Raw genomic sequence first — 12,597 nt, forward strand, 5'->3', positions numbered from 1 at the left:
CCGCTCTGCGCCGGTCCACCCGCGCTCTTCCTCTCCACCGCTCCAAGCGCGCGCTCTTCCTCTCCGCCGCTCGAGATCGCGCCGACCCCCTCTCTCGCCGCTTGATCACCGCGTCAGAGAGAACGTTCGGTCTTGACATCTCGACCGCGGCCGGTCATCGTTGGTGGCGACAGAACGTTCGTTCTTGCGAGGTGCTCGCGGGAGGGCCGTTCGTTTCCCGCAGCACCGAGAGGATGACCATGACCGCCATTGCCGCTCCTGCCATCTCCACCACGGCCGCCGCCCTGCGCCGGCTGTACTTCGCCCGCGCCGCCTTCGCCCTGGTCTGGGCCGGCGTGACGTTCGCGGTGGCCGACGAGCTCACCCCGCTCGCCACCACGCTCCTGGTGATCTACCCGCTGGTCGACGTGGCCGCCGCGATCATCGACGCCCGCGCGTCGCGCTCCACCGGATCGCCGGTTCTGCTGTACGTCAACGTCGCGGTCAGCCTGCTCGCCGCGGCCGGCCTGGCCCTCGCCGGTTCGTCCGGCATCCCGGCCGCGCTGCGCGTGTGGGGCGCCTGGGCGGTCGTGGCCGGTCTGGTGCAGCTGTTCGTGGGTGTGACCCGCCGCCGGATGGGCGGCCAGTGGCCGATGATCATCAGCGGTGGCCTCTCCGTCGTCGCCGGCTCGTCGTTCGTCGCGGCCGCCTCGGCCACCGACCCCGCCCTGACCAACGCGGTCGGTTACGCCGTCCCGGGCGCCATCTTCTTCCTCATCGCCGCCGTCCGCCTCGGCCGTACCGCCAAGGAAATCTGACACGCCAGGGAGCCCTGGCTGCCAACTATCGAAAGGTTCGATCTGTCATGCGTATCCGTCTCACCCGCCGGGCCGCCGTCGTCGGCGCCACCAGCCTCGCCCTGCTCGGCGCGGCCGCCGTCCCGGCCGCGGCCATGACGGCCGGCAAGTCCAAGACGCCGAAACCGACCGTCGTGCTCGTGCACGGCGCGTGGGCCGACTCGTCCAGCTGGAACCCCGTCATCCAGCGGCTGCGCCACGACGGCTATCCGGTCCAGGCGATCGCCAACCCGCTGCAGGGCCTGACCAGCGACACCGCCTACGTGACGAGCTACCTGGCCACCATCAAGGGCCCGAAGGTCCTGGTCGGCCACTCGTACGGAGGCGCGGTCATCACCAACGCCGCCACCGCCGTGCCCGACGTGAAGTCGCTGGTCTACATCGCCGGTTTCATCCCGCTCAAGGGTGAGACCATCGGCGAGCTCGCCGCGCAGTCCACCCCGGCCCTGCCACTGATCACCACCCCGGTGCCCGCGGGGGCCGAGGTCATCATCGACCCGGCGAAGTTCCGCGAGGCCTTCGCCGGCGACCTGAGCCAGGACGAGGCGGCCAACCTGGCCACGGCCCAGCGCCCGGCCAACACCAGGGCGGTCACCGACGCCAGCGCGACCGAGGGCTTCCGCACGATCCCGTCCTACGCGCTGCTGACCCGCCAGGACAAGGCCATCAACCCGGCCCTGCAGCGCAAGATGGACACCCGCGCCCGCGCCAAGGTCACCGAGGTCAACGCCTCCCACGCGGTCATGCTCAGCCGCCCCGACGCCGTCACGAAGATCATCGAGCAGGCCGCGCGATGAAAGCTCGCGCTCGGACGTGCGTGAGCCCCACGTCCTGAGCGCGGAAGAGGCGGCGGCCCGCTCGGTTCCCCCCGGAGCGGGCCGCCGTCGTCCCGGCTTTCCTCCCGAGGGGCCTCGCCGTCATGCCGCCGAGATCCCGTTGACCGCGTTCCTTCTCTAGGCGGAGCGGAACCGGCCGGGCGCCACGCCGTAAGCGCGGCGGAAAGCGGCCGAGAAGGCGAATTCCGTCGAGTAGCCGACCTGCCGGGCGATGGCCGCGAGGGGGGCCGGGCTGTCCCGCAGCAGCTGGGCGCCGAGGCTCATTCGCCGGTCGGTCAGATAGGTCATCGGGGGAGTGCCGATCGCGGCGGTGAAGCGGCGCTGGAAGGTCGTGCGGGACATGTCGGCGACGGAGCTGAGCTGGTCGACGGTCCACGGGTGCCCGGGCTGACGGTGCATGGCGTGCAGGGCGCCGGCGATCCCCGGATCGGTGACCTGCGGCCGGTCGGGCAAGTGACGCAGCATCTGCACGACGATCAGGTCGATCAGGGCCGCCCGGGCGGCTTTTGTGCCCGGTTCCGGACGGTCGAAGTCCGCTTGCAGCATCGCGATCAGCGCACTGAGCTCCGGATGCCGGTCGTAGTCGGGGGTGAAGCTCACCAGCCCCGGCAACTGCCGCAGCAGCGGCGGGACCCGCCCGTTGTCCAGCCGGTAGGCGCCGCAGAGGAACTCGAAGTCGGCTTCCCCGTGCGGGGCGGGCGGCTCGACCGTGAAGTCGGGCAGGTCCCGGAGATCACAGGGCCGGTGGGAGAGGCCGTGCACGACACCCGCGGCGGTGAAGATGACATCGCCCGACCGTACGGAGACGGGGTCGGCACCCTCCCGTACGAGCCAGCCCTGGCCGCGCAGGATCACGTGGAAACCCAGGACGGCCAGGACGGGGAAGCGCAGACCCCAGGCGCCCGACTCGGTGATGCGCCGTCCGTCGGCCCGCAGGGAACGGGCACTGGCGATCACCTCCGTGATCATGTCCACGCCGGCCATGGTACGGCGGCGTATGGCATCGGGCCGGGCACGCATGGCCGGGGCGGCGCCGCGCTGGTTCCGTGGGGGCGTGACATCACCACTCGTCGAGACTCTGTCCGCGTACGCCGCGGAAACCGAACAGCAGCGCCGTCCCGCCGCCAAGAGCCTGATCGCCGCGCGCGAGGCCGGCGCCTTCGCCTTGCACGATCGCAGCGCCACCGAGGCCGTCGAGCTGCTCATCGAGATGGGCCGCGGCTGCCCGTCGACCAGCTGGGTCGCCGGGACCTGCCTCACCAGCAAGATCTTCATCCGGAGAGTGCTGGGCGAGGTCGTCGACGCGGACGTGCTGGCCTGCGGATCGGGCACCCCGGGCGGGCGGGGCGAGCGGGTCTCCGGCGGCGTGCGGGTCACCGGTCGCTGGGCCAACGTCTCGGGCTGTGAGGACGCGGAGTGGGCCGGGCTCGCCATCGTGGTCGACGGGACGCCGTCCTGGGTGCTCATGCCCCTGCGGGATCTGCGGGTCGAGCACACTTGGGTGGCGGCCGGCATGCGGGGCACCGGCAGTCACACGGTCGTGGCCGAGGACGCTCTGGTGCCGCCGGAGCGGGTGGCCCCGCTCGACTTCTCCGCCCTGGCCGGCGACATGGTGCTCTTCGGTCTCACCGCGCTCGCCCCGGTCGTCGGCGCGACGCTCGGCGCTCTGGACGTCATAGCCGCGATGTTCGCCTCCGACCGCAAGCCGTACATGTCGGCCCATGCCCGGATGGCGGACTCCCCGTCCGCGCGCCTCTGGCGGGCCGAGGCGACCCGGCTGGCCCGGCGGGCCGAGCGGGCGGCGCTCGAACTGGCCGCGGCCGGTCCCGGTGATCACGGGCTGGCCATGTCCGGGGCGGCGCGCGACTGCCGCTCGGCGATGGAGCTGCTGCTCGATCTGCACGGCGCGAGTGGCTTCGCGGAAACCAATGCGCTGCAGCGCTTCTGGCGCGACGTCGCGGTGGCGAGCCGCCACCCGCACGTCAACGCGTTCCTGGCCGCCGACCGGCTGGCGGCCTGACCGGCGGCGGGCTCGCGCCCGGCCGTGGATGGGCCACCCGCAGCGTCAGCGCGTTCGTGGCCGCCGGCCGGCCGGCGGCCTAACTGGCCGCCTGGCGCTGGCCGTGGATGCGGACCAGGCCCTCGATGCCGCGCAGGAAGGTGTCGACGACCAGGTCGGGGTCGAAGAGGCAGCCGGCGGCCATGGCGCCGTCGCGGAGCATGACGAAGTGGCGGGCGGCGGCGTCGGAGGAGTCCTCGGCGACCTGGGCCATCAGCGTCGTCAGGGTGTCCAGGAACCACTGCCGGTGGGCGATGATCTGCTGGTGCACGGGGTGGTTGACGTCGGGGAACTCCGCGGCGGCGTTGAGGAAGGCGCAGCCGCGGAATCCCGGTCGCTTGATGCCGGCGGCGATGCTGTCGGCGATGGCCAGCAGCGAGTCGGCCGCGGTGGTGTGGGCGGCGATGGCCGCGGTGATCGCGGCGCGGTCCATCTGGTGCACTTCCTGCAGGTAGGTGACGACGAGGTCGTCCTTGCTGGGGAAGTGGCGGTAGAAGGTGGCCCGGGTGACCTTGGCCTCGGCGATGATGCGGTCGACGCCGACCGAGTGGATGCCGTCGGCGTAGAAGATCTGGGTCGCCGTGGTGAGGAGCCTCTGACGGGCTTCGGAGGGCCGGGTCTCGGTTGCGGTACGAGCCATGGGTCCATCATAGCAGGGAGAACGTTCGGTTTAGTTCACCGAACTTTTCGGACCCGGGTGACCCCGAGGGCGCCGAGGATGCCGAAGACGGCCCCGCCGATGAACAGGCCGGGATAGCCGAAGGCGGCGATGACGCCGGGGGCGGCGATGGGGATGAGCGACTGCGGCAGCGACTGGGCGAGGTTGGCCACGCCGAGGTCCTTGCCCGCGTCCTGTTCGCTTGGCAGCACGTCGGCGATGAGGGCGAGCTCGACGGCGAAGAAGGCCCCCACGCCCGCGCCGAGGATGAACTGGCCGAGCAGCAGGACCGGGATCGTGGCGGAGACGGCGATGACGGTGAGGCCGACGGTGGCGATCAGCGAGGACAGGATGACGAACGGCTTGCGCCGGCCCAGCTTGTCGGAGAGCCAGCCCAGCACCGGGGTGACCAGCAGCAGGCCGACCGCGTTGACCAGCACGGCCTGGAAGACCATGGTCGGTGCCTCGTCGTCGCTGACGTTGAACTCCGCGATCAGGAAGTACGTCAGGTAGCTGGTCGCGGTGAACTGCGTGGTGTTCAGGAAGAACCGGGTCAGCCAGGCCCAGCCGAGATCGGGGTGGCGGCGGGGGTTGAAGACGAACGATCCGAACAGGGCCTTGGCGTCGAACTTGTCGACCGGCCGCTCGGTGCGGACCTTGTCGCGGATCGGCGCCACCACGGCGAGCATCAGCACGACGCCGAACAGGCTCGGGATCAGGCTCTGCAGCGGGCCGATCGGGAAGAGCTGCACGAGGAAGGTGGCCCCCACGCCGCCGACGTTCTGGGCCAGGCTGATGAACGAGGCGACGCGTCCGCGCCGATGCGGCTCGACCTGATCGGGCAGCAGCGCGATGAGGGCGGCCAGGGACAGGTTGAGGCCGATCTGGGCCACGCTCCAGCCGAGCAGGACCACCGGCACGGTCGGCGCGAACGCGATGACCGCGATGCCGGCGTAGCCGATGGCGGCCCCGCTGAAGATCCACGGTTTGCGCATGCCGAAGCGGCTCATGGTCCGGTCGGAGAGCCGCCCCGCGAGGGGGTTGGTGACGAACGAGAAGAACGCGCCGACGCCGAGCACGAGACCGAGGTTGGCCGCCGCGCCGTCGACGTCGAGCTCACGCAGGCGCAGGGCGATCGTGACGGCCAGCGGGGGCACCAGGGCGATCGACCAGCCGAGCAGGGCGAGGGGGATGGCCGCGACGGCGTACCGGGATCGCGGGGGCGCGTCTGGGCGCGACAAAATGGACACGGCGGAATCCTCTGAGCTGAGGGAATGCGGCGATGACGGGCCGCGTGAGCGAACCGTAACACCGAATTGTTCCGCGTGGAACTTTTTCTTTACCCGGCCGGCGCGAACAGGCTCTCGAGCAGGGCCATGCCCGCCTGCATGTCGGCTCCGGGGTCGATCAGCCATTGCGTGGACAGGCCGTCCAGGGCCGCGATCAGCAGCGCGGCCGAGGTGTCGAGCGGGATGTCGGTGCGGACCCGGCCCTGCTCGCGGAGGAACTCCAGCAGGCTCAGGGCTTGCCGGCGCAGCGTCCGGTAGCGCTCGCGGAAGAACTCGGCCGAGTGCTCGTTGCCGGGCTCGAGCGCGCGGGCGACCATGCTGTGCCGAAGCGCCATCAGCCCGGGTGCCTGCTGGGCGTAGCTCGCGGCCATGGCGGCGAAACCGGGCTCCCGGTCGTGGCCGCTCTCCTGCGCCTCGGCCAGGGCCTGGCGGTCCTTCTCCCGCAGCACTTCGAGGAAGAGCTCCTCGCGGGTGTCGAAGTAGCGCCGCAGCGCGGCGTGGCTGACCCCGATGGCCTCGCCCATCGCGCGCAGCGAGGTGCCCTCGAACCCGAGGTCGGCGTAGACCTCGACGGCGCGGTCGAGGATCTGCTGCCGGCGAAGGATGCCCTTGGGGTAGCGGCCCCGCGAGCCCGTGCCCGACACCGAGGAAACCATGCCCCCACCTTAGAGAACGCGAAAAGTTCCGAGTGGAACTTTTTGGTGCTACGGTTCCGGCATGCATGACAACGACGGCCAAGCGCAGCTGCGCATCGGCAATGTTCTGAGCACCCGCCTGGGACCGCGCCTCTACCGCCGGGTCTGGCCGCTGACCGTGACCGCGTGGGAAGCGCCCGGCGAGCCGGTCCCCTTCGCCGAGGCGGTCACCCAGCCCTACGAGCCGTTCGCGGCCGGGCAGCGGTGGAGCAAACCGTGGGGCACGACCTGGTTCCACGTCACCGGCGAGGTGCCACCGGACTGGGGCGGCACCGGCACGGCCGTCCAGATGCTGGTCGACATCGGCTTCAGCGGGCTGCTGCCCGCCTTCCAGGCCGAGGCACTCGTCTACCGGCCCGACGGCACGATCGTCAAAGGCATCGAGCCGTTCAACCACGTGGTCGACCTCGACCCGGCCGGCGGCGCCCGGATCGACTTCTACGTCGAGGCCGCCTCCAACCCGAACATGCTCGAGCACTTCTTCGCGACGACGCTGGCCTCGGCGGCCGGGGGAGCGCCGCTGCCGTCCGGGTTCGCCTCACCCCGCCGTACCGACGTGACCCACCTGGGCGACAAAGCGACCGCCGGCACCGACCCTGTCTACACGCTCCGCCAGATCGCCCTCGTCGAGCGCGACCTCGCTGTGGACGCGCTGCTGCAGGACGCCGCCGCCCTCATGGGCCTCATCCAGCAACTCGACGCCGACTCCCCGCGCCGGGCCGCCATCCGGCACGCGCTCGAGCGGATGTGCGACGTCCTCGACCCCGACGACATCGAGAACACGGTCACGGCCGCCGCCGGCGAGCTCCGGACGGTCCTGGCCTCGCCCGCCCACCCCAGCGCCCACTCGATCGTCGCGGTCGGGCACGCCCACCTCGACTCGGCCTGGCTGTGGCCGACCCGCGAGACGGTCCGCAAGGCGGCCCGGACGTTCTCGAACGTGCTGACCCTGATGGACGCCGACCCTGATTTCGTCTTCGCCGCCTCCAGCGCGCAGCAGTTCGCCTGGGTCAAGCAGTTCTACCCGGAGCTTTTCGAGCGGATCCGGGTCCGGGTCCACGAAGGACGTTTCATCCCGGTCGGCGGGATGTGGGTCGAGAGCGACACCAACATGCCCGGCGGCGAAGCGCTGGTCCGGCAGTTCCTGCTCGGCCAGAAATTCTTCCTCCGCGAGTTCGGCGTGCTGTCGCGCGAGACCTGGCTGCCCGACTCGTTCGGCTTCACCCCCGCGCTGCCGCAGATCGCGCTCGGCGCGGGCACCGACAGCTTCCTGACCCAGAAGCTCTCCTGGAACGACACCAACCGCATGCCGCACCACACCTTCCTCTGGGAGGGCCTCGACGGCAGCCGGATCTTCACCCACTTCCCACCCAACGACACCTACGGCTCGGACCTCGGCGCCGGCGATCTGGCCAAGGCCCAGCGGCAGTACGCCGAGAGGGGCGCCTCGAACGTGTCGCTGACCCTGTTCGGCTGGTCCGACGGCGGGGGCGGCCCCACCCCGGAGATGCTGGCCGCGGCCCACCGCAACCGAGACCTCGAAGGCGCCCCGCGGGTCACCCTCGGCTCCCCGGCCCAGTTCTTCGACGAGGCCAAGCGGACGCTGCCCGACCCGGCCGTCTGGTACGGCGAGATGTACCTCGAGGGCCACCGCGGCACGTACACCAGCCAGGCCCGCACCAAGCAGGGCAACCGGCGCAGCGAGCACCTCCTGCGCGAGGCCGAGCTCTGGAGTGCGACCGCGGCCGTACGCGGGCTGGCCGACTACCCGTACGAGGAGCTGGAGTCGATCTGGGAGACGGTCCTGCTGCAGCAGTTCCACGACATCCTGCCCGGCTCGGCCATCGCCTGGGTGCACGACGAGGCCGAGGAGCATTACCGGCAGATCGCCGTACGCCTCGAGAAGCTCATCGGCGCCGCGCAGCGGGCCCTGGCCGGCAGCGGCACGGAGAGCATCGTCTTCAACGCGGCCCCGGTGCCGGCCGGTTCCGTCGCCGCGTTGGGCGCCGATCCGCATGCGGCGGGCGCGGCCGTCCGGCCGGGCCGGTCCGACTCCGGCTACGTCCTGAGCAACAGCCGCATCGCCGCCCGCTTCGACCCGTACGGCCTGCTGGTCTCGTTTGTTGATCTTTCGGGGCGCGAGCTGATGGCGGGGGCGGCGGTCCTGCAGATCTTCCGCGACATCCCGAACATGTTCGAGGCCTGGGACATCGACCGGTCCTACCAGCGGTCGGTCACCGAGCTGCGTACCCCCGACGCGGTCGAGATCGCCGACCGGTCGCTGGTGGTCACGCACACCTACGGCAAGTCGTCGATCGTCCAGCGCTACTGGCTGGCCGAGGACGGCGCCGAGCTGCAGATCGAGACCACCGTCGACTGGCACGAGCAGGAGAAGCTGCTCAAGCTGGCCTTCCCGCTCGACCTGCGGGCCGACCAGGCCGCCTCGGAGATCCAGTTCGGGCACGTGCTGCGCCCGACCTACGTCAACACCTCGTGGGACCACGCCCGGTTCGAGACGGTCGCCCACCGGTGGGTCCACGTGGCCGAGCCCGGCTTCGGCGCGGTGGTGGCCAACGCGTCGACCTACGGCCACGACATCACCCGGACCGTACGCTTCGACGGCGGGACGACGACCGTGGTGCGCGAATCGCTGCTGCGAGGCCCCAAGTACCCGGACCCGCAAGCCGATCAGGGCCTGCACGTCCTGCGGACCGCCCTCGGCTTCGCCACCGAGGTCGTCGACGCGGCCGCGGCCGGTTACCGGATGAACCTGCCCGCCCGCACGCTGGAGAACGCCGCGCACGGCGTCGAGCCGGTCGTGACCGTCTCGGCCCCGTCGGTCCTCGTGGAAGCGGTCAAACTGGCCGAGGATCGCAGCGGCGACCTCATCGTCCGCCTGTACGAGGCGGCCGGCGCCCGCACCCGAACGACGGTGCAGCCGGGTGTCGCCTTCACCACGGCCCGAACGACCGATCTGCTCGAGCGCGCGTCCGGCCGTACCTGGTACTCGCCGGAGAGCATCGAGCTCGAGCTGCGCCCCTTCGAAATCGTCACCCTGCGGATCACCCCGTTCCACTGATCACCGCTGCCGTAGCGTGGGGCGATGACTCGTTTCACCGTCGTGCAGGAAGTCCAGGCGCCGGCCACGGACACCTGGGCCGCCCTGGTCGACTGGCCGCGGCACGGGCAGTGGGCGCCGCTGACCGCCGTCCGGGTCCTCACCGACCGCCCGGACGGGGTCGGCGCCACCTTCGTGGCCCGCACGGGGGTGGGCCCGCTGGCCTTCGACGACCCCATGACCGTGGTCGCGTGGCAGCCCCCGGCCGGCAATGCGCCCGGCGACCGGCTCGGGCGCTGCGAGGTCGCCAAATCGGGCCGGGTCGTGCACGGCCGGGCCTGGTTCACCGTCACCCCACTGCCGGGATCCCGCTCGCGCGTGGTCTGGTTCGAGGAGGTGACCGTCTCGCCCCGCCGGATCACGGCGGCTTTGGGCCCGCTGCTCTCGATCGCCGGCAAGCTCGGCTTCGCCCAGACGTTGCGGGCCTTCGCCCGCGACGTCGAGCGGTCCTAGTGGGGTACCGCGCCCAGTTGTAGGGCGAGGTACCCCGTAGTCAGCGCAGGAAGGTCAGCAGGATCTGGGTCATCTGCCGGGGGTGTTCCTCGTAGATCCAGTGGCCCGAGTTGGCGATCACCTTGCCGGTGACGTGGGTGGCGTACTGGTCCACCTGGGTCTCGAGCGTGCCGCCGAGGCTGCCGCTCGCGCCGACGGCGAGCACCGGCATGGTCAGCTTGGTCTTCTTGCTCGCTTCGGTGTCCTTGACGTCCTTCGGGAAGGCCCGGAACCACTCGAAGCTCGCCCTGAGGTGGGCGTCGTCGCGTAGGTAAGAGGCGAATTCCTTGACGCTGCGGGGGTCGACCGCGCCCTTACGGATCTCCAGCTGGTCGATGAAGCGGTCGACCCAGAGTTCTTCGCGTCCGTCGACGATCTGCTCGGGCAGGCCGTTGGTCAGGCTGAAGAAGCCGAAGTTCCAGACGCTGGCGCCGGTCGCGTTCAGCGCCGGGGCCTTGTAGATGCTGTCGTCCGGGATCGGCGCCTCGCTGAGGACCAGCTTGCGGACCTCGGCCGGGTAGGCGGCCGCATAGGCGTAGGACACCATCGTGCCGATGTCGTGCCCGACGAGCCGGATGCCCTTGTTGAGCCCCAGTTTGACGAGCAGGCCGTGCAGATCGGCCGCCATGGTCTTCTTGTCGTAGCCGCCGGCCGGGGCGTCGCTCTTGCCGGCGCCGCGCAGGTCGGGTGCGATGACCGTGTAGTGCTTGGCCAGCTCGGGCAGCAGGTCGCGCCACTCGTACCAGGTCTGGGGATAGCCGTGCACCAGCACGAGGACCGGGCCGTGGCCACCGCGCGCGTAGTTGATGCCCACGTCGCCGACGCGGACCTTGCTTTCGGTGAAACCGGCCGGGACGCGGGGTTCGACTCCGGCGTGCGCCGAGGCGGCCGGGAAGATCAACGTGCCGGCGACCGCCACCGCGGCCAGCATTGCCCGAAACTTCACAGTCCCTGCTCCTTCAGCCAGGTCAGCGACGTGTCGGCGACCTCGCGCCAGCCGCTGTCGATGGTCAGTGAGTGCCCCTTGGCGGGGAAGTCGACGATGTCGGTGATCGAGTGCGAGTGGCGGTACTGCTGCAGCGTGGCCCGCACGACGGTCTCGGGCACGGTGTGGTCCTTGCCGCCGGCCATCAGCAGCAGCGGGCCGCGGGACTCGTTGCCGGTGTCCACCTTGGCCGGCGAGTGCGGGTTGAAGTTGGCGGCCGCAGCCTCGAACAGGGGCCGGCCGGGCGCCGGGATGGACCAACGGTCGTACAGCGCCTGGGACTCCGCCTCCTCGAGGGCGTTGCCGAAGGCGTAGCGGAACTGTTCGGCGGTCAGCGACACCGCCTTGTGCTTGTTGGTGGGATTGCGCAGCACCGGGAAGCCCGACCGCAACGTGGACAACGGCAGCGGCAGCACGCCCTTGATCTGCGCCGCGTCGATCGCGACCGCGGCCACCGCCCGGTCCTGGCCGAGCAGCTTCTGCGCGATCATGCCGCCGAACGAGTGGCCGACGAGGATCGGCTTGCTGTCCAAGCCCGCGATGATGCCGGCGTAGTGCTCGACGACGTCGTCGATGCCGTGCCCGGCGAGCAGGTCGGGTTCGGCCCGGGTCGCCTCGACGGTCGGCTGGTCGCCGGGCCAGCCCGGCGCGACCGGCTCGTACCCGGCCGCGGCGAACAACTCGATCCAGGGTTGCCAGGACGTGGCGTGCAACCACAGACCGTGGATGAAAAGGACTGGTACTGCCATGGTTCTTCCTTCCGTTCGGCGGTGGCCTCACGGTAGGAAGATCTTGTTGACAAGCAGTGGTCATCCGGTGTTGTTGCGCCCGGCCGCACAGATCGCCCACACGAGCGTCCTACGTTCTCGGCATGAGCAGGGAACGGGTCGCGGTGGTCACCGAGGCGACGACCGCCCTCGGCCGGGCGATCAGTCTGGCCTTCGGCCGGGCGGGGTACGCGGTGATGGGCTCCGGGCGCAGTAACCGGGCTGGTGAGGCGGTGATGCGCTCGATCCGTGACCGGGGTGGCCGAGCGGCATTCCACCCCACGGACCCGGACAGCGAGGAGGCCGCCGCCGCTTTCTTCGCCGTGGTCGCCGCCCGCTACGGCCGGCTGGACGTGGCTGTCAACAACGGCGGTGCCGCTCTGGACGAGGGGCGGCTTTTGGACGTACGCACCGACGCCGTCGAGCGGATGTTCCGGCTCAACGTCCTGAGTGTCTTCTGGGGCATGAAGTATCAGATGCGGCAGATGCTCGCCCAGGATCCGGCCGGTGGGGTGATCCTCAATCTGGCGTCGTCGGCCGGGCTCGAGGGCGTCCCGTTCTCGGCCGGCTACGCCGCGACCAGACACGCGGTGGTCGGCCTGACCCGGTCCGCCGCTCTCGAGTACGCCGGCGACGGCATCCGCGTCCTCGGTTTCGTGCCCGCGTCCGTCCGGCCCGCCCCGCCGGCCGGCGTATCCCTCGCCTGGGCCCGGGACAACCCACAGATAACCGGCTTTGGCCCGGTAAATCGGCACGATTGGCTGGACGGAACGGCGGCCGCTGTCGTTCGTCTCGCCGCGCCGGAAGCGTCCTTCATCACCGAAACCGTCGTCCGCATCGACGGTGGCCCTGCGTGAGGCCC

Annotated in this window: 12 protein-coding genes; 6 read left to right on the forward strand and 6 right to left on the reverse strand. The window is 70.9% G+C overall.

All coding sequences use genetic code 11. The features are described 5' to 3' along the window. Nucleotides 1–239: 239 nt before the first annotated feature. Together AB0J66_RS20855 and AB0J66_RS20860 are read left to right on the forward strand one after the other, a co-directional pair. Nucleotides 240–797 carry a hypothetical protein gene (locus AB0J66_RS20855; protein ID WP_364662886.1) on the forward strand — a complete coding sequence of 186 codons (558 nt, stop codon included), beginning with the start codon at nucleotides 240–242 and terminating at the stop codon, nucleotides 795–797. Nucleotides 798–844: 47 nt separating this feature from the next. After that, a complete protein-coding gene (locus tag AB0J66_RS20860) occupies nucleotides 845–1,633 on the forward strand; it encodes an alpha/beta hydrolase (RefSeq protein ID WP_364662889.1) in 789 nt (262 codons plus the stop codon). A gap of 156 nt (nucleotides 1,634–1,789) precedes the next feature. On the opposite strand, the gene AB0J66_RS20865 is transcribed toward AB0J66_RS20860, so the two are convergent. Further along, entirely contained in the window at nucleotides 1,790–2,641 is an 852-nt protein-coding gene (locus tag AB0J66_RS20865) for an AraC family transcriptional regulator (RefSeq protein ID WP_364663005.1), read from the reverse strand. A gap of 85 nt (nucleotides 2,642–2,726) precedes the next feature. Here AB0J66_RS20865 and AB0J66_RS20870 point away from each other — a divergent pair, with 85 nt between their 5' ends. Then, the gene (locus AB0J66_RS20870; RefSeq protein WP_364662891.1) at nucleotides 2,727–3,692 is read left to right on the forward strand and encodes an acyl-CoA dehydrogenase; all 966 of its coding nucleotides are present in this window, start codon (nucleotides 2,727–2,729) and stop codon (nucleotides 3,690–3,692) included. A gap of 79 nt (nucleotides 3,693–3,771) precedes the next feature. Here the strand turns inward: AB0J66_RS20870 and AB0J66_RS20875 are convergent, their stop codons facing one another. From AB0J66_RS20875 to AB0J66_RS20885, 3 genes are all read right to left on the reverse strand, one after another. Next, complete coding sequence (locus AB0J66_RS20875; protein ID WP_364662894.1) at nucleotides 3,772–4,371, reverse strand: TetR/AcrR family transcriptional regulator; 600 nt, start codon at nucleotides 4,369–4,371, stop codon at nucleotides 3,772–3,774. A gap of 35 nt (nucleotides 4,372–4,406) precedes the next feature. Further along, nucleotides 4,407–5,639 carry an MFS transporter gene (locus tag AB0J66_RS20880; protein ID WP_364662897.1) on the reverse strand — a complete coding sequence of 411 codons (1,233 nt, stop codon included), beginning with the start codon at nucleotides 5,637–5,639 and terminating at the stop codon, nucleotides 4,407–4,409. Between the two features lie 89 nt (nucleotides 5,640–5,728). After that, nucleotides 5,729–6,334 (reverse strand): TetR/AcrR family transcriptional regulator, encoded by a 606-nt coding sequence (locus AB0J66_RS20885; protein ID WP_364662900.1) that lies wholly within the window; start codon nucleotides 6,332–6,334, stop codon nucleotides 5,729–5,731. Nucleotides 6,335–6,395: 61 nt separating this feature from the next. Between AB0J66_RS20885 and AB0J66_RS20890 the strand changes: the two genes are divergently transcribed. Both AB0J66_RS20890 and AB0J66_RS20895 read left to right on the forward strand, forming a co-directional pair. Beyond that, a complete protein-coding gene (locus AB0J66_RS20890; protein ID WP_364662903.1) occupies nucleotides 6,396–9,452 on the forward strand; it encodes a glycoside hydrolase family 38 C-terminal domain-containing protein in 3,057 nt (1,018 codons plus the stop codon). Between the two features lie 24 nt (nucleotides 9,453–9,476). Further along, entirely contained in the window at nucleotides 9,477–9,944 is a 468-nt protein-coding gene (locus tag AB0J66_RS20895; RefSeq protein WP_364662906.1) for an SRPBCC family protein, read from the forward strand. 40 nt (nucleotides 9,945–9,984) lie between these two features. Here the strand turns inward: AB0J66_RS20895 and AB0J66_RS20900 are convergent, their stop codons facing one another. Both AB0J66_RS20900 and AB0J66_RS20905 read right to left on the reverse strand, forming a co-directional pair. Continuing rightward, nucleotides 9,985–10,929, reverse strand: a complete 945-nt coding sequence (locus tag AB0J66_RS20900; protein WP_364662908.1) for an alpha/beta hydrolase — start codon at nucleotides 10,927–10,929, stop codon at nucleotides 9,985–9,987. Then, complete coding sequence (locus tag AB0J66_RS20905) at nucleotides 10,926–11,717, reverse strand: alpha/beta fold hydrolase (protein ID WP_364662911.1); 792 nt, start codon at nucleotides 11,715–11,717, stop codon at nucleotides 10,926–10,928. Before AB0J66_RS20905 ends, AB0J66_RS20900 begins: the two co-directional genes overlap by 4 nt. Nucleotides 11,718–11,839: 122 nt before the next feature. On the opposite strand from AB0J66_RS20905, the gene AB0J66_RS20910 reads away from it, so the two are divergent. Then, nucleotides 11,840–12,592: an SDR family NAD(P)-dependent oxidoreductase gene (locus AB0J66_RS20910; RefSeq protein ID WP_364662913.1), complete on the forward strand. Its 753-nt coding sequence runs from the start codon at nucleotides 11,840–11,842 to the stop codon at nucleotides 12,590–12,592. The last annotated feature ends 5 nt before the right edge of the window (nucleotides 12,593–12,597 follow it).

This window comes from Actinoplanes sp. NPDC049598 (assembly GCF_040675435.1).
In the GTDB taxonomy this organism is placed as follows: domain Bacteria; phylum Actinomycetota; class Actinomycetes; order Mycobacteriales; family Micromonosporaceae; genus Actinoplanes.